Source organism: Flavobacterium potami (genome assembly GCF_020026915.1).
In the GTDB taxonomy this organism is placed as follows: Bacteria; Bacteroidota; Bacteroidia; order Flavobacteriales; family Flavobacteriaceae; genus Flavobacterium; species Flavobacterium potami.
On record NZ_JAINUY010000005.1, the window covers coordinates 18,948 to 37,092 of the forward strand.

General features: G+C 33.6%; 13 protein-coding genes and 2 tRNA genes. 4 read left to right on the forward strand and 11 right to left on the reverse strand.

The window, feature by feature from the left end:
* Positions 1–39 precede the first annotated feature (39 nt).
* Genes infB through rimP form a run of 3 tightly spaced genes read right to left on the reverse strand, consistent with a single transcriptional unit; the run spans position 40 to position 4,716 of the window.
* Entirely contained in the window at positions 40–2,919 is a 2,880-nt protein-coding gene (gene infB / locus K6T82_RS14980) for a translation initiation factor IF-2 (RefSeq protein ID WP_223707137.1), read from the reverse strand.
* 59 nt (positions 2,920–2,978) lie between these two features.
* A complete protein-coding gene (gene nusA, locus K6T82_RS14985; protein WP_223707140.1) occupies positions 2,979–4,232 on the reverse strand; it encodes a transcription termination factor NusA in 1,254 nt (417 codons plus the stop codon).
* A 19-nt stretch (positions 4,233–4,251) separates the two neighbouring features.
* Positions 4,252–4,716 carry a ribosome assembly cofactor RimP gene (rimP, locus tag K6T82_RS14990; RefSeq protein ID WP_223707142.1) on the reverse strand — a complete coding sequence of 155 codons (465 nt, stop codon included), beginning with the start codon at positions 4,714–4,716 and terminating at the stop codon, positions 4,252–4,254.
* Between the two features lie 173 nt (positions 4,717–4,889).
* On the opposite strand from rimP, the gene K6T82_RS14995 reads away from it, so the two are divergent.
* Positions 4,890–5,714, forward strand: a complete 825-nt coding sequence (locus K6T82_RS14995) for a universal stress protein (protein ID WP_223707143.1) — start codon at positions 4,890–4,892, stop codon at positions 5,712–5,714.
* 220 nt (positions 5,715–5,934) lie between these two features.
* Here K6T82_RS14995 and K6T82_RS15000 read toward each other — a convergent pair.
* A tRNA-Gln gene (locus tag K6T82_RS15000) sits at positions 5,935–6,005 on the reverse strand.
* A gap of 109 nt (positions 6,006–6,114) precedes the next feature.
* A tRNA-Gln gene (locus K6T82_RS15005) sits at positions 6,115–6,185 on the reverse strand.
* A 246-nt stretch (positions 6,186–6,431) separates the two neighbouring features.
* Between K6T82_RS15005 and K6T82_RS15010 the strand changes: the two genes are divergently transcribed.
* Positions 6,432–9,710 carry a glycosyltransferase family 117 protein gene (locus tag K6T82_RS15010; protein WP_223707145.1) on the forward strand — a complete coding sequence of 1,093 codons (3,279 nt, stop codon included), beginning with the start codon at positions 6,432–6,434 and terminating at the stop codon, positions 9,708–9,710.
* Between the two features lie 95 nt (positions 9,711–9,805).
* Entirely contained in the window at positions 9,806–10,447 is a 642-nt protein-coding gene (locus K6T82_RS15015) for a polysaccharide deacetylase family protein (RefSeq protein WP_223707147.1), read from the forward strand.
* Between the two features lie 23 nt (positions 10,448–10,470).
* Here K6T82_RS15015 and K6T82_RS15020 read toward each other — a convergent pair whose 3' ends face one another.
* The 6 genes from K6T82_RS15020 to K6T82_RS15045 form a co-directional block, all read right to left on the reverse strand.
* The gene (locus tag K6T82_RS15020) at positions 10,471–10,773 is read right to left on the reverse strand and encodes a thioredoxin family protein (RefSeq protein WP_223707149.1); all 303 of its coding nucleotides are present in this window, start codon (positions 10,771–10,773) and stop codon (positions 10,471–10,473) included.
* 73 nt (positions 10,774–10,846) lie between these two features.
* Positions 10,847–12,082, reverse strand: a complete 1,236-nt coding sequence (locus K6T82_RS15025) for a metallophosphoesterase (protein WP_223707151.1) — start codon at positions 12,080–12,082, stop codon at positions 10,847–10,849.
* 161 nt (positions 12,083–12,243) lie between these two features.
* Entirely contained in the window at positions 12,244–12,429 is a 186-nt protein-coding gene (locus K6T82_RS15030) for a hypothetical protein (RefSeq protein WP_223707153.1), read from the reverse strand.
* A gap of 103 nt (positions 12,430–12,532) precedes the next feature.
* A complete protein-coding gene (locus K6T82_RS15035; protein WP_223707156.1) occupies positions 12,533–13,861 on the reverse strand; it encodes a sensor histidine kinase in 1,329 nt (442 codons plus the stop codon).
* Between the two features lie 10 nt (positions 13,862–13,871).
* On the reverse strand, positions 13,872–14,546 hold the full coding sequence (locus K6T82_RS15040) for a response regulator transcription factor (protein ID WP_223707158.1): 675 nt from the start codon (positions 14,544–14,546) through the stop codon (positions 13,872–13,874).
* Between the two features lie 185 nt (positions 14,547–14,731).
* Positions 14,732–14,941 (reverse strand): hypothetical protein, encoded by a 210-nt coding sequence (locus tag K6T82_RS15045; protein ID WP_223707160.1) that lies wholly within the window; start codon positions 14,939–14,941, stop codon positions 14,732–14,734.
* Positions 14,942–15,242: 301 nt separating this feature from the next.
* Between K6T82_RS15045 and polA the strand changes: the two genes are divergently transcribed.
* Positions 15,243–18,095 (forward strand): DNA polymerase I, encoded by a 2,853-nt coding sequence (gene polA / locus K6T82_RS15050; RefSeq protein WP_223707162.1) that lies wholly within the window; start codon positions 15,243–15,245, stop codon positions 18,093–18,095.
* The last annotated feature ends 50 nt before the right edge of the window (positions 18,096–18,145 follow it).

Consider the following 18,145-nt stretch of genomic DNA (forward strand, 5'->3'; position numbering starts at 1 on the left):
AACTTTCATTGGGACTTTTTAATATATATTTATTGAATATTATTTCAATTTCTTTTTGATAGCAACTTCGTGGTACGCTTCAATAACATCTCTTTCTTCAATATCATTGAATCCTTTGATCTGAATACCACAATCGTATCCTTTAGTAACTTCTTTAACATCATCTTTGAAACGTTTTAATGCCACAAGTTCACCTGTATGCACTACCACACCATCTCTGATAACTCTAATTTTAGAAGTTCGTAAAATCTTACCATCTGTAACCATACATCCTGCAATAGAACCAACTTTAGAAATTTTGAAAATCTCACGAATTTCAGCATTACCTAAAACTTCTTCTTTCATTTCTGGCGCTAACATTCCTTCCATCGCATCTTTCAAGTCATCGATAGCTGCATAGATAATAGAATAGTAACGGATATCGATTTCTTCTTTATCTGCAAGTTGTCTCGCATTTCCAGCAGGACGAACATTAAATCCGATAATAATCGCATCTGATGCAGAAGCCAAGTTAACATCGGTTTCAGTAATTGCACCAACTCCTTTATGGATAATATTAATCTGAACTTCTTCTGTCGAAAGTTTAGAGAACGAATCAGACAATGCTTCAACAGATCCATCCACGTCTCCTTTAAGAATTACATTCAATTCTTTAAACTGACCAAGAGCAATACGACGACCAATCTCGTCAAGAGTAATATGTCTTTGCGTACGTACCGACTGCTCACGCATTAATTGCGAACGTTTAGATGCAATTTGTTTCGCTTCTTTTTCATCTTCAAACACATTGAATTTATCACCCGCTGTTGCAGCTCCATCCAACCCTAAAACAGATACCGGAGTTGAAGGACCAGCAGTTAAAACCGTATGACCTCTTTCGTCGTGCATCGCTTTAACTTTTCCGTGGTGTTTTCCAGCCAACATATAGTCTCCAATTTTTAAAGTTCCTGCTTGAACCAAAATTGTAGAAACATATCCTTTACCTTTATCCAAGAAAGCCTCAACTACAGTTCCCTGAGCCGCTTTATTTGGATTTGATTTTAAATCTAAGATTTCTGCCTCTAATAAAACTTTTTCAAGTAATTCTTTTACTCCTAAACCTGTTTTAGCAGAAATATCGTGAGACTGAATTTTTCCTCCCCAATCTTCAACAAGTAAATTCATACCTGCTAATCTTTCTTTAATCTTATCAGGATTAGCATTTGGCTTATCTACTTTATTGATTGCAAAAATAATTGGTACACCAGCTGCCTGAGCATGACTGATAGCCTCTTTCGTTTGTGGCATGATATCATCATCCGCCGCAATTACGATAATTGCAATATCTGTAACCTGAGCTCCACGTGCACGCATTGCGGTAAACGCCTCGTGACCCGGAGTATCTAGGAATGCTATTTTTTGTCCGTTATCTAAAGTAACTCCATAAGCTCCAATGTGCTGTGTAATACCTCCCGACTCTCCAGCAATAACATTTTCCTTACGAATATAATCCAATAAAGATGTTTTACCGTGATCGACGTGACCCATTACAGTAACAATCGGCGCTCTTGTAACTAGATCTTCTTCTTTATCCTCAACTACCGTAATAGCTTCTTCGATATCAACTGTGATAAATTCAACTTCATAACCAAACTCATCCGCCACAATTGTAAGAGTTTCAGCATCTAGACGCTGGTTCATGGTAACCATGATTCCAAGAGACATACAAGTTCCAATTACTTTGGTAATCGGCACATCCATCATAATAGCAATTTCTCCTACCGTAACGAATTCTGTAACTTTTATAGTTTTACTTCCTTCATCAAGAGCTCTTTGCTCATCATCAGATTTCTGACGGTGCGTTTCTCTTTTATCTCTTCTATATTTAGCCGCTTTAGATTTACCTCCTTTACCTTGAAGTTTTTCAAGAGTTTCTCTAATTTGGTTTTTTACTTCTTCTTCTGTTGGCTCAACTTTAGCTACAATTGCCGGACGGTTTCCTTTTACAAAACCAGGTCTTTGACTTCTGTTAGCATTAAATCCGCCACCATTATTATTAGGCGTAATTTTATTTGGATTTGGCGTTCCAGGTGCATTATTATTTCCTTGAACAGGTTTTGGCGCACCAGGCGTACCAGGTTTAGGAGCAATTCTTTTACGCTTATTTTTGTTAGCATTATTCCCTGCTCCTGGAACTCCAGGTTTATTATTTTGAGCAGCTTTAGGATCTTCTTTCTTTTTCTTAGGCTTATTAAATTGAGATAAATCAATTGTTTGCCCAGTAAGAGTAGTTCCTGAAAGCTTTTGATATTGCGTAGTAATAGTTTCTTCTGATGTTGTTGGATCAGTAGACACAATTGGATCTTGTGCAACTCTAGGAGATTCTGTTTTAACCTCTTTTTTCTCAGTAACAACAGGCTCTTCTTTTTTCGTTTCTGAAACTGGCGGAGCCACAACTGGTTCTTGTTTCACAGTTTCATTCTGAACTGGTTTTTCTGGCTGCACAGGTGCAACAACAGCTTTTGGCTCTTCAACCTTAGCAGTTTCTTCAGAAGGAGTAATCGCAGGTTTTTTTGGATTTAAGTCAATTTTTCCAACTTGCACAGGTCCCGAAACAACCGCTCTTGCTTTGATTATTTCTTGCTGTTTTTGACGCTCGTCTTCTTGTCTGCGTTTGTCTTCAATTTCTTTTTCACGCTCTACACGCAATGCCTCTTTTTCTTTTCTTTTCTCTTCTCCAACCTCTTTAGAAGCCTCTTTATTCCCCTTATCGCCCGCAAATTGGCTTTGAAGGATATTAAATTCGCTATCAGAAATTTTTGCATTCGGATTTGCATCAATAGCAATTCCCTTATCTTTTAGATAATCTACAGCTCTTTCTAACGAAATATTTAATTCCCTTAAAACCTTGTTTATTCTAATTACTCTCTCTTCAGACATATAACCTTTTTATTATTACCTTTTTCGTTGTGTTGTTAGAGCGGATATTCAGCTATAGCTTAACTATCAAACTCTTCTTTTAGTATCTTCATAACATCCAGAATAGTTTCCTCTTCCAGATCTGTTCTTCTTACTAAATCTTCTACGTCGTGTTTCAAGATACTTTTTGCAGTATCTAAACCTATCTTAGCAAACTCTTCAATTACCCATTCTTCGATTTCATCTGAAAACTCCGTTAATTCAACATCATCTTCATCCGCAACTGTACCGGCAACATCTCCTTCACGGATAACATCTAATTCATAACCTGTCAACTGACCAGCTAATTTAATGTTGTGCCCACCTCTACCAATCGCTTTAGAAACCTCTTCTAATTTCAAGAAAACTTCAGCTCTTTTGTTTTCTTCATCAATTTTGATTGAAGAAACTTTAGCAGGGCTTAACGCTCTTGTAATAAACAATTGAATATTGTTTGTATAATTGATTACGTCAATATTTTCATTTCCTAATTCACGTACAATTCCATGAATACGAGAACCTTTCATTCCCACACAAGCTCCAACTGGATCAATTCTGTCATCATAAGAATCCACAGCTACTTTTGCTTTTTCACCAGGAATTCGAACTACATTTTTAACCGTAATTAATCCGTCAAAAACTTCTGGAATTTCTTGTTCAAATAATTTCTCTAAAAACTTCTCAGAAGTTCTAGACATAATAATTTGAGGTTTATTTCCTTTTAATTCAACGCTTTCAATGATTCCACGAACATTATCTCCTTTACGGAAAAAGTCAGATGGAATTTGTTTTTCTTTTGGAAGTACAATTTCATTTCCTTCATCATCAACCAAGATAACAACTCTTGGACGCACGTGATGTACTTCAGCTGTATAAATATCACCGATAATATCTTTAAATTGCTTGTAAAGATTTGTATTATCGTGTTCGTGAATTTTAGATATTAGATTCTGACGAAGCGCTAAGATAGCTCTTCTTCCTAAATCAATCAATTTTACTTCTTCAGAAACCTCTTCGCCAATTTCAAAATCCGCTTCAATCATTCTTGCTTCCGTCAAGGTAATTTCTTCGTTTTCAAAATCAAGATCCTCATCAGCAACAATTACTCGTCTTCTCCATATCTCCATATCTCCTTTATCAGGATTTATAATAATATCAAAGTTATCATCAGATCCGTATTTTTTCTTCAATGCATTTCTAAACACATCCTCTAAAATTGCCATAAGCGTTACACGATCAATAAGTTTATTATCTTTAAACTCTGAGAATGAATCGATTAATGCTAAATTTTCCATGCAAATTCTTTAATTAAAATTAAAATGTTACTGTAACAACTGCTTCCTTAATCTCTGTGTAAGGTATTTGTTGCTCTTTTTGAACTGTTTCTTTTCCTTTTCCTACTTTTTTAGGCTCCCTTGCTTTCCAAGACAAAATTATAAAAACATCGTTAGCTTCTATCAATTCTGCTTCGATTTTTTCAGTATTTGTAGTAACAATCAGCGTTCTACCAATATTTTTCTTGTATTGTCTTATCAATTTCAAAGGCGACCCTACTCCAACTGATGCTACTTCAAGCGAAAAATCCTGTTCTTCACGATCTAGATTATTCTCGATTGCACGACTAATATCGATACAATCCTGTAGCGCCACTCCATTATCTCCGTCTAAACCAACACTAATTTTAAAAGAATCCGAAACTACCAAGTCAATCAAAAAGATTGATGGTTTTTCCAGAAGAGCTTCTGTAATTAATCCGTTTACTTTTTCTTTGAATGTCATAATTTTATAAAAAGAGGGGACACTTAGTCCCCTCATTATTTAGATTTTAATAAATAACTGTGCAAATATAGTGTTTTTTTTATAAATCAAATAAATTGATTGCTCTAAAAATATTTCTTACCTTTATAAGAGCATTAAAATAGAGAATTATTCATATTATTAACTTTAAAATTATGAAACGAATTTTAGTACCTACCGACTTCTCAGAACATGCAGAAGATGCTTTAAAAGTTGCAGCCCAAATCGCAAAAAAGAACAATTCTGAGATCATTATTCTTCACATGCTCGAATTACCACACCAAACCAGTGACGCCATCATGGGCGGAATCAGTATTCCGGAAAGCATGCTTTTTATGAAAAAAGCAAATGAAATGCTTGACGAAGTCGCCTCAAGATCTTACTTAGACGACATATCGATAACTGAAATCGTAAAAATGGACAAGCCCATACATGGCATCATACAAATAAGCAAAGATTATGACATTGACCTAATCGTAATGGGATCTCATGGCTCTTCTGGCGTTGAAGAATTGCTAATTGGTTCCAATACCGAAAAAGTAGTTCGAAATTCAGACATACCTGTTTTGGTTATCAAGAAAAACATTTCGAATTTTAATGCCGTAAATGTTGTTTTTGCATCTGATTTCTCAGAAGAAGCAAAAAAACCATTCGAAAAACTTCTAAATTTCACCAGACTATTTGACTCAAAATTACATTTAGTTACCATTTGCACCCCAAACAGCTTCAAACCTACTCACACTAGTGAAAAGAGCATGACCGATTTTGTATCGCAATTTAACATAACAAACTACACAACTCAAATTTATAACGATACAAATATTGAAAAAGGAATCATTAATTTCTCCAACAAAATAGATGCCGATATTATCGGAATGTGCACACACGGCAGAACAGCTTTTGCACACTTTTTCAACGGAAGTATTAGCGAAGGTCTTGTAAATCATGCGGTAAAACCGATAATTACATTAAAAATCTAAAACACCACTTAATCAAACCATATTAGAACCCGCTCAAACGGGAGGTTTTTTATCAAAATTCAATTATAAAAAAGGAAGCATACCACTAAAACATCTCTAGGCATTGACCCTAAAGACTTTATCACACTTACTTTTCATTTAAAAAGAAATCCGAAATTGTTCCGTCCTTTTTAAATCACAGACAATAAAAAAAGCCTCTCATTTCTGAGAGGCTTTTCTGTTGGTCTACTAGGACTCGAACCTAGAAAGACGGCACCAAAAACCGTAGTGTTACCATTACACCATAGACCAGCAGTGCGGTTAAGCGGGTGCAAAATTAAAACTTTATTTAATTTATGCAAATTTTAAATGCAACTTTTTTTAAACAAAAAAAGCCTCTCATTTCTGAGAGGCTTTTCTGTTGGTCTACTAGGACTCGAACCTAGAAAGACGGCACCAAAAACCGTAGTGTTACCATTACACCATAGACCAGCAGTGCGGTTAAGCGAGTGCAAATTTAAGTCTTTATTTAGTTTCTCCAAACTTTTTGAGCAAAAAAAATCATTTTTTTTGTTTTTTTTCAATTCAAAATCTTCCGCAGAATCAAAAACACCTCATAAACAATGCATTACTTTCAAAAGATAGTTTTGTAGAATTTTTTGTTAATGCTCGTTTCTTTACATAAAAAAACATTTTCTTTGTAGGATAGAAAAACATTCAAATTTTTAACACCTAAATATGGCACAATTCAATTTCAATAAATGGAATACAATTATTGGTTGGTTTGCATTTGCAATCGCTTTAATTACTTACACTTTAACGGTTGAACCTACAATGAGCTTTTGGGATTGCGGAGAATATATTGCTACCGCAGCCAAACTTGAAGTAGGCCACCCACCAGGAGCTCCACTTTTCCAAATGATGGGCGCATTTTTCGCAATGTTTGCAATAGATGCACAACATGTAGCTTTAATGGTTAATATGATGTCTGTTTTTTCTAGCGCATTTACCATATTATTTATGTTCTGGTCTTCGTCTATGATTTTGAAAAAGATCGTAGCTCGATTTGCAGAGATTGACCAAAACAATTCTATTGTTATTTTAGGAAGTTCTTTTGTAGGAGCACTAGCTTATACTTTTTCTGACAGCTTTTGGTTTAACGCTGTTGAAGCAGAAGTTTACGCAATGGCTTCCTTATTAATTGCATTACTTTTCTGGCTTGGTTTACGTTGGGAGCAAGATATGGACAAACCAAAAGGGAACAAATGGCTTTTGATTATTTCATTAGTTGTCGGACTTTCGTTTGGAGTTCACTTTATGGCTCTTTTGACCATTCCTTCTATTGGTTTTTTATACTATTTCAAACACTACGAAAAAGTTACTATTAAAAACTTTATAATTGCCAACTTAGTCGTTGTTGGTATATTATTGTTTATTTTCATATTACTTCTTCCATTAACCATGGCATTCTTCGGAAAAACTGAAATATTCATGGTAAACAGCATGGGACTTCCTTTTAATTCGGGAACTATATTTGTTGCTTTAGTATTTATCGCATTCTTTTATTTTGGATTAAAATATACCAAACAAAAAGGCTTAATATTCTACAACACTATTATATTATGTATATTGTTTATCCTGATTGGTTTCTCAACTTGGTTGATGCTTCCTGTTCGTGCAAATGCCAACACAGTTATCAATGAAAACAAACCCTCAGATGCTTCTGAAGTTTTGGCTTACTACAATCGTGAACAATACGGTGTAAATCCATTATTTTATGGTCCACAATACACAGAAGTTTTTGCTGGACTTGATGCCAAAAACCCTTATTCAGACAAAAAACCTAACTACGAGAGAGATTATAAAACTGGTAAATACATCATTACCAACAATTATAAAAACGCTGAACAAAATTCTGATGACAATCAGAAAACATTCCTACCTAGAATGTGGAGTACCGAAACTGCTCATATTCAAAATTATATCAATTTCACAAATCCTCCTAAATTCAAAATCAATCCAAATTATGATTATGATGAAGATTTGGCAAAATACGGAATCGATGCTAGTCAATTAACTGAAGAGGAATACAACAAAGCAACAGCTCAATTACGCAATGAGGTTGAAAAAACCGTTTCTGAGTTCAGAAAAGCATATTCTCAAAAACAAATTGACAATGAAGGCTACGTGAAATTCTTAAGAAGTTATGGCAGCTATTTGATTATTGAAAAGCCATCTACTTTTGATAATTTCAGCTTCATGTTTGAATACCAATTCGGATATATGTACTGGAGATATTTAATGTGGAACTTTGTTGGTCGTCAAAATGATATTCAGGGTAAATATGACAATCTTGATGGGAACTGGATCAGCGGCATCAAACCTCTTGATTCTATACACTTAGGCTCTCAAGACAACTTACCTACAGATGTATTAAACAATAAAGGTCGTAATGCTTACTATTTCCTTCCATTCATTTTAGGATTAATTGGTTTAATGTACCATGCAAACAAAGACTTAAAGAGTTTCTATGTTCTTTTGGCTTTATTTTTATTTACTGGAATTGCATTAAAAATATACTTAAACGAAAGACCTTTCGAACCTCGTGAACGAGATTATGCGCTTGTTGGCTCTTTCTATGTCTTTGCCATTTGGATTGGATTTGGAGTTTACTCACTCTACGAAAGCATTCAAAAATATCTGGCTCCAAAAATTGCCGGTCCTGTTATCATTGCCGGAAGTTTATTGGCCGCTCCTGTTTTAATGGCTTCTCAAAACTGGGATGATCATGACAGATCAGGTAGATATACAGCAGTTGCAATGGCAAAAGCTTATTTAAGTTCTTGCGACAAAGACGCTATTTTATTTACAATTGGAGACAACGACACATTCCCTCTTTGGTATGCGCAAGAAATTGAACATTTCAGAACCGATGTTAAGATTGTAAATACAAGTTTATTTATGACAGACTGGTATATCGACCAAATGAAGGCAAAGTCTTATGAATCTAATCCGCTTCCTATTTCATTTAAACATGAACAATATGTCGGAGATAATCTGGACTATACGGCTTATATTCAAAAAATTGATACTCGTTGGAATATTAAAGATTTTATTGATTTTATTAAAAACCCTAAATCAACTGTTGGATTGCAAAACGGACAAACGATTCATTTTTATCCAACAAATAAAATCAGAGTTAATGTTGATAAAAACGTTATCATTCAAAACAAAGTAGTTAACCCTAAATACAATGATTCTATTGTTCCTTATTTAGACATTGACATTAAAGGAAGTGCTTTATACAAAAATCGTTTAATGATGCTTGACATCTTGGCCAACAACAATTGGAAACGACCTATTTATTTTAGTGGAGGTGCTTTTGATGATGAAGATTATTTATGGTTAAAAGACTATCTACAATTAGATGGAATGGTTTACAAATTAGTACCTATAAAAAACACTCCTTCTAAAGATGGCGGTCCACTAGACATGGGGCAAATTGATGCTGATAAGATGTACAACATTGTAATGAAATGGGATTGGGGGAACAGCGATGGAAACATCTATCACGATCCTGAAACTAGAAGAAACAGCATTACTTACCGCACTAATCTATCAAGATTAATGAACCAACTTATTGTTGAAGGCAAAATTGAAAAAGCTAAAAACGTAATCAATTTAGCAATGACAAAACTGCCTTTAGACAAATTTGGATATTACTCTTTGGTTGAGCCTTTTGCTGGCGGTTATTACAAAGTTGGAGAAACTGCTAAAGCACAAGATCTTTTAAACAAATTAGTTGAAAAATATAAGGAGAACTTAAACTATTACAGTACACTGACTCCTTCTGACCAAACTGATTTGGCAATTGATATCATTACAGATATCGAGCGTTACAGAAGCTTGTTGCATGTAATGCAAGAAAACAAAGACACTGTCTTTTACAACAAACACAAAACAACATTTAATACGTACGTTAATGTTTTTGAGCGTTTTGGACGTGAAAAAGAATAATATACGAAATTTTTAACAATTAAAAAAATGCAACACTATTTGATAAATAGCGTTGCATTTTTTAATTTTATACAGGTAATTAAATTCAATTAAAGATGGGCTTTTATTGGGTAAAAACAAACTCCTTTATAAAAACGGTATTTTCTAAATATTGCTGGGACATTCCTAACAATGAAAAGAAAATATACCTGACTTTTGATGATGGCCCAACTCCCGAAATTACAGATTGGGTTTTATCTGAATTGAAGAAATTTGATGCAAAAGCCACTTTCTTCTGCATCGGAAAAAACATTAAAGCTAATTTGGCTTTGTTTGAAAAACTAATTACTGAAGGCCATTCTATCGGCAATCATACTATGAATCATGTGAACGGATGGAAAATCCATACTAATGATTACATAGAAAATGTAAAAAACTGCGCTGAAGTTTTAGAAGAACAAGAAAAAGCGCCTCGTCGTTTACTATTTCGTCCTCCTTACGGAAAAATCAAAAAAGCTCAATCTAAGGTTCTTAGAAAATTAGGGTACAAAATCGTAATGTGGGATGTTTTAAGCGCTGATTTCGATCAAAGTATTACTCCTGAAAAATGTCTTGAAAACGTAACAAAGAATGTAAAATCAGGCAGCGTAATTGTTTTTCATGACAGTATTAAGGCTTCTCCAAATTTGAGATTCGCTTTACCGAGAACACTGCATTTTTTAAAAGAAAATGGATATAAGTTTGACATTATTCATTAAATAACATCAATCAAAGAAGTTATTTAATCTTTGAACTGGTCTTGAACAATTCCGATTATTGTATTCGCATCAAGTTCTCCAGATTGTCTCCAGATCATTTGTCCATCTTTATAAATCATTAAAGTTGGAAGTCCTTTTATACGAAGCGCCTCTGCCAGTTCCTGATTTTTATCTACATCAATTTTAATCACTTTAGCCTTATCGCCAAGCGCTGCAGCCACATCCTTAATAACGGGATGCATAGAAACTGAAGATTCATTCCAATCGGTGTAAAAATCAATTAACACTGGAACTTGAGCATTTATTAGTTCTCCAAATTTTGACATAAAACCAAAAATTTTAAGTTTTTTAATTTATTATAAGAAATAAATATAATACAAATTTAGCATTTTTAACGAATTAAGCGACATTACGGCCTTTTTTTAGTTCAATGACTGTTATTTCTGGCATAATTCCAACTCGTCCTGGATAAGCATGAAAACCAAATCCACGGTTAACATAAACGTATCTTCCGAGGTTTTCGTACAAACCAGCCCACTGTTTGTAGATGTATTGAGCTAAACTCCATTTAAAATATCCAGGAATCTCAATTCCAAACTGCATACCGTGTGTATGACCAGCAAAAGTCAAATGAAAATTCTTTGGATGATCTTTAATTTCAGCATCCCAATGACTTGGGTCGTGGCTCATCAAAATTTTAAAATCGTCCTGATGAACATTTTCCGAAGCTTTATTTAAATCACCAGCTTTTTTAAAATTTACTCCCCAATTTTCTACTCCAATCAATGCAATTTTATCATCTCCTTTTTGAATATAAGTGTGTTCATTCAGCATTAACTTAAATCCAATTTGACCGTATAAATTTTTAATTTGATGAAAATTCTCGTCTTTTTCTTTCTCAGAAGGCCATGTTACATATTCGCCATAATCATGATTTCCTAAAACAGCAAATTTTCCGTATTTATATTCTTTTATACGATTGAAAGTTTCCAGCCACGGATGCATTTCTTTTGCATGTGTATTGACAATATCTCCCGTAAAAAGAATCAAATCAGATTCTTGTTGATTTATTAAATCAATTGCATAATTAATCTTCTCCGGATTGTCGAAACTTCCACTATGAACATCAGAAATCTGAGTTATTTTAAAACCATCAAAAGCATCTGGAAGATCGGGAAAAAACACCGTTTGTTTGATTACTTTGAAATTATATTTCCCTTCAAGAATTCCGTAAATGATGGACAAAAAAGGAACAGCCGCCAAACCTAATGCAATTTGACTTACAAATTTCCTTCTATCAGGCATCATTTCCTTTCTTGGTGCGTGGTAAACAAAATAATTCAAGATACTTGCCCCAATTCTAAAAATATCCTTTCCAAACATGATTAGGGTTAGAACAATTTTTGGCACGTATATCAACAACATTAAACCCGTTGTAAACATAAATTGTCTAGTTTGTCCAACCGACCTATCTATTTGCGAGAAAGAATATATGATAAACGCTAAAAGCAGGAAGCTTATAACTTGATAACTGATCAAAACCCATCTTACTCTAATTAAAGTTCGAAAAGCCTGATAAGAATAGAACTCAATAAACAAGAAAAGAGCGCATAGAATTACAAAACGAAGAATCATTTGTTATATTTTTAAACAAAAGTAACAAAGAATAAAAATGCTATTGCTTATTATTATAAAAAATTTAACGCTATTAATAGAAAAAGCTGAAAGATGGCTCTCTCAGCTTTTTCCCTACCAACCTTTTTAAAACTATTTAATCTTAAGCATTTAATGTCGTCTTATTTTGCTTTTGGAGCTTCTGTTTTTGCAGTTTCCTCTTTTTTATCTGCTTTTGCTTTTTTGTGCGCTTTTTTATCGTGTTTAGGTGCTTTTACTTCTTTTGCAGGAGCTGCTGGAGTTGTTTGTGCGTTTACCATTGAGAATGTTCCTAATACTGCTACTGCTAAAATTGCTAATTTTTTCATGACTTAAAGTTTTTATGATTATTATTTCATTATTTATAAGTCAAAGATATAATCGTAAAATGAAGACAAAATGAAGAAAAAGTCTTACAAGAAATTTTAACTTTTAATTGGCTTTTTGAAACCATAATGTAAATGTAGTTCCTTCGTTTATAACCGATTCCACCTTGATTTCGATATGATGAAATGCGGCAACACTTTGGGCAATTGCAAGTCCTAACCCCTGCCCTTCCTGATCTGAACTGATTCTGGCAAAACGGCTGAATATTTTCTCTAATTGCGATTCGTCCATTCCTATTCCAGAATCTTTTACTTTAATAAAATAATGTTCTCCAACAAAACCATCTTCTATTATGATATTCCCTTCTGGTTTATTGTATTTTATAGCATTCGTTACCAAATTATAAATCAAAATATGAATCAATGTTTTATTTCCTAAAAAGACAAAACTGTTTTCTATTTTATTTATAAAATGAATTTCCCTGTCATCCATTCGATCCTGAAGATCTTCTTGTAAGTCGGAGACGATTTCTTTTAGGTTTATTTCTTCATTGGCTTCGTATTGATTATTGTCTATTCGGGAAATCAGCAATAAATTATTAATGATTTTTTTCAGCATATCCAACGTCTTCAGTGAACCAGCAATTTTATCAAATGCATTATCATCTAAAGATTCATTTTGCAAAAGATTTTCAAGTTTGTTTTTTAAAAGCGCAATTGGCGTTAGAAGTTCGTGAGAAACATTGGAAATAAACTGTTTTTCTTTTTTAAAAACTTCAGCAATACGATCCATCATCTGGTTTAAAACAAAATCCAATTCCCTAAAATCTCTTGAAGCAGCTTTTATTGGAGTATGATCAAACGTTTCGGGTTCATTGACACGTCTGATTTTAGTATCAATAATTTTATAAAATGGTTTTAGAAGATATTCGATATAAAAAGTATCTGCCAAAAAAGTGATTAACAAAATGACGACAAATACAATAAGTATAAAAAAGCGGATAACAAAAGTCAAATCATTTACTTCGCTTAAACTACTTCCTATTTCAAGCTTATAACCTTGTCCTCCGTAAACAAAATGATGCTCTAGAATTCGATACTCATTTTCTTCTCCTTCAATTTTTCGATAGTCATTACTAAAAGTACTGTTTTTATGACGCGGTTTTATAGGAGCATGAGATAAAACCAAAAACTCATTATGAAGCGTCGAAAATTCTGAAAAAGTTTCAGTCGAATCATCTGGATTTTCTATAAAATCATTGATTTCTTCCTGATTTAAATGCTCTATAAACTTCTTTTTTTTTTCGAGAAGACTATTATTAATATGATGATACACCACATTTTGAACTAAAATAGGAAGCATTAACCATAAAATTAAAATCACCAACAATCTTGTCAGTGCATTAAAAATGGCTAATTGATGTTTTATTTTCACAAGAATCTGTTTATTCGTTTATGCGATAACCCACATTTCGAACGGTTTCAAACCAATCTATAGGAGCGTGTTTATCGAGTTTTTTTCTAAGATTTCGAACATGCACATCTATAAAATTAGAATCTGAATTTACTTCTAGAATATCTCCCCAAATGTGCTCTGTAAGCTGGAGACGTGTAATTACCCTATTTTTATTTAAAACCAAATACTGAAAAATGTCAAATTCTTTTTTGGTCAGATTAATGGGCTGCTCATTACAACTTACTTTATAATCCTGAAGTTGCAAAACAAATCCGTGAATTGTTAGATTGTTTAGAGTAAAACCGTGAATTCTTCGAATAACGGCAAATAATCTCGCACTTAATTCTGTTAAAGCAAAAGGTTTGGTCAAATAATCGTCGGCGCCAAGATGAAGACCATTTATTCTATCATCCAATTCGCCTCTTGCAGTCAAGACAATAACAGCCATTTTAGATTTTGTTTTTCTGACGGTTTGCAAGACTTCGAAACCATCACCATCCGGAAGTCCGAGATCCAAAAGCATGGCATCGTAATCATTGCTGTTAAACTCTTCCAGAGCATCTGCACAGGTGTGAGCGATTTTGCAGATGTAGCCGGCATTACACAAAAAATCATAAACTTCTACTGCCAGTTCTCGATTATCCTCTACAATCAAAATATTCATAAATTAATGTGTTTAAGCACAATTAAAAGTAATCATTTCTAAAAAACCAAATCATGCATTATTAAAATATTAACGAAAAAAGCTGACAAATTTCTTTATCAGCTTTTGCAACCTGCATTCTTCTTCATAATTATCCTTCCTGTTTTGCTTCCGTACAATTTTCTGAAAACAAAACAAAAACGACATTATTTTTTCATTTTTGCAGTTTCTGTTTTCGGAGTTTCCGTTTTCGCTTCTGTTTTTTCTGATTTTGCTTTTTTATCAGATTTGTGTTTAGGATGTTTTGTTGCTTTTACTTCTTTTGCTGCAACTGCTTTTCCATCTTTTGCAGGGAACGCCTGAACCATTGCACTTGTTCCTAAAACTGCCACTAGTAACATTAATAAATTTCTCATGATTTCTAAGATTTAAGAATTAATAACCTTTATTATACAGATCAAAATTACCCTCACTACATGAAGAAAAAATGAAGAAATCTGCTGTGGCGAATATTTTAACGAGACATTAACGTTATGCTTTTTTACCATATAAGTTATATAAGTTCATTTAATAATTAGGATATAAAATTAGACGCACTGCAGTGTGTCTCCACAAAGATGAACTTATATAACTTATATGGTTCAAAAAATTAATTTTAAGAAACCAAATCGTTTTTTAAACCTCAATTGTTTATTTTTACACACTAATATTTTTTATATGTCGACTCAAAAACGCCTTTTTCTTCTAGATGCTTATGCACTAATTTTTCGTGGTTATTATGCTTTTATAAAAAACCCGAGAATCAATTCAAAAGGAATGGACACATCTGCAATTATGGGTTTCATGAATTCACTTTTGGATGTAATTAAGAGAGAAAAACCAGATCATTTGGCTGTTGCTTTTGATAAAGAAGGAAGTCATGCAAGAACAGAAATGTATTCGGATTATAAAGCCAATCGAGACGAAACTCCCGAAGCAATTAAAATTGCTGTTCCTTATATTCAGGAATTATTGAGAGCGATGCATATTCCGATTATTGAACTTGCAGGATGTGAAGCCGACGATTTAATTGGAACAATTGCCAAACAAGCCGAAAAACAAAACTATAAGGTTTATATGGTAACTCCCGATAAGGATTTTGCGCAATTGGTTTCTGAAAATATATTCATGTACAAACCTGCCCGTATGGGTAACGGAATTGAGATTTGGGGAATTCCAGAAGTTTTAGCAAAATTTGAAATCGAAAGACCAGAACAAGTAATTGATTTTCTTGGTATGATGGGAGATGCTGTAGATAACATTCCAGGATTACCAGGTGTTGGAGAAGTTACGGCTAAAAAGTTCCTGAAAGAATTTGGTTCAATGGAAAACCTTTTGGCTAATACAGACAAGTTGAAAGGTAAAATGAAAGAAAACATCGAGGCCAATAAAGAAAAAGGTATTTTATCTAAAAAACTGGCAGCTATTATGTGCGATTGTGATGTTACCTTTAATGAAGAAGATTACGAACTTTCGCGTCCAGATATCGAAAAAACAGATGCTATTTTTCAAGAATTAGAATTCAGGAGAATGGCGGAACAATTTGATAATTTATTTAAAGTTGGTGGTGGAAATGAATTAGAAAACAATAATCCAGCCTCTGATGCCAAATTATACAAAAAACCACAACCAAAAAATGAAGATCAATTTGATCTTTTTGGAGGTGGAGGAACAACTCTTGACGAAAGTGCCGAAGCTGCAAGAAATTCATTTTACAGCACTTTAGAAAATACCGAACATTCTTATCAGACCATTCAGGGTGATTTAGGAATTAAACTGCTTTTACAAAATTTAGAAAAACAGACTTCTGTTTGTTTTGATACAGAGACAACCGGAATTGATGCGCTTCATGCAGAATTGGTCGGAATGTCTTTCTCTTATGAAAAAGGAAAAGCATTTTATGTTCCGTTTCCGGAAAGTCAAGAAGAAGCTCAAACTTTGATCAATAAATTTGTACCGTTTTTTGAAAATGAAAACATTGAGAAAATCGGACAAAACTTAAAATACGATTTAAAAATTCTTTCTAATTATGGTGTAACCGTAAAAGGAAAACTTTTTGACACCATGATTGCGCATTATCTGATCAATCCAGATATGCGTCATAATATGGATATTTTGGCTGAAACATATTTGAAATATTCTCCAAAATCTATTGAAACTTTAATTGGTAAAAAAGGAAAAAATCAGCTTTCGATGCGCGATGTTCCTTTAGAAGATATTAAAGAATATGCTGCAGAAGATGCCGATATTACTTTACAATTAAAAGAAATCTTCACAACAGAATTAGACAAAACCGAAACTAAAAAGCTATTTAACGAAATCGAAATTCCGTTAGTAAGCGTTTTAGCCGACATGGAAACAGAAGGTATTCGTTTGGATGTAGACTTCTTAAAAGCAATGTCTTCTGAAATGGATGTTGAGATCAAATCTTTAGAAGAACAAATCTACGAAACTGCTGGTGAGAAATTCAATTTGGCTTCTCCAAAACAATTAGGAGACATTTTATTTGAAAAACTTAAAATTGGTGGTGCAAAGCAAAAGAAAACCAAAACGGGTCAGTATGCAACTGGTGAAGAAGTTTTGACTTATTTGGCAAACGACAATCCGATTGTAAAACAGATTTTAGATTGGCGTCAAATGGTAAAATTACAAAGTACTTATATTTTGGCTTTACCAGAACAAGTGGACAAAAAGACTTTACGCGTTCATACTGATTATATGCAAACTGTAGCTGCAACGGGACGTTTGAGTTCTAATAACCCGAACTTGCAGAACATTCCAATTCGTACCGAAAGAGGACGTCAGATTCGTAAAGCTTTTGTGGCACGTGATGAAAACCATACTTTAATCTCTGCCGATTACTCTCAAATTGAGCTTAGAATTATTGCTGCTTTAAGTGGCGAAGAAAATATGATTAAAGCTTTTCAGGATGGAGAAGACATTCATAAAGCAACGGCTGCAAAAGTTTTTAATGTGGCGCTAGAAGAAGTTTCTCGCGAACAAAGAAGCAACGCTAAAACGGTAAACTTCGGAATCATTTACGGTGTTTCTGCTTTTGGTTTGAGTAATCAGACTTCTCTTTCTAGAAGTGAAAGTGCGGCTTTGATTGATGCTTATTATAAAACATATCCAAGATTGAAATCTTATATTTCAGATCAAGTTGATTTTGCCCGTGAAAAAGGTTATGTGCAAACTATTTTAGGTCGTCGTCGTTATTTAAAAGACATTAATTCTGCAAACGCGGTTGTAAGAAGTGCTGCTGAACGAAATGCCGTAAACGCACCAATTCAGGGAAGTGCTGCCGATGTGATTAAAATCGCCATGATTAATATTCATAAAAAACTTCGTGACGAAAACTGGAAATCAAGAATGCTGCTTCAGGTGCATGATGAGCTTGTGTTCGATGTTCACAACGATGAACTCGAAAAAATCCAACCGATGATCAAACACGAAATGGAAAATGCATTTAAAATGTCTGTTCCCTTGGAAGTTGAAATTGGTTCAGGAAAAGATTGGTTAGAAGCGCATTAAAAAACAAACTATAAAGAATTAAAATCCATTCAAATTGAATGGATTTTTTT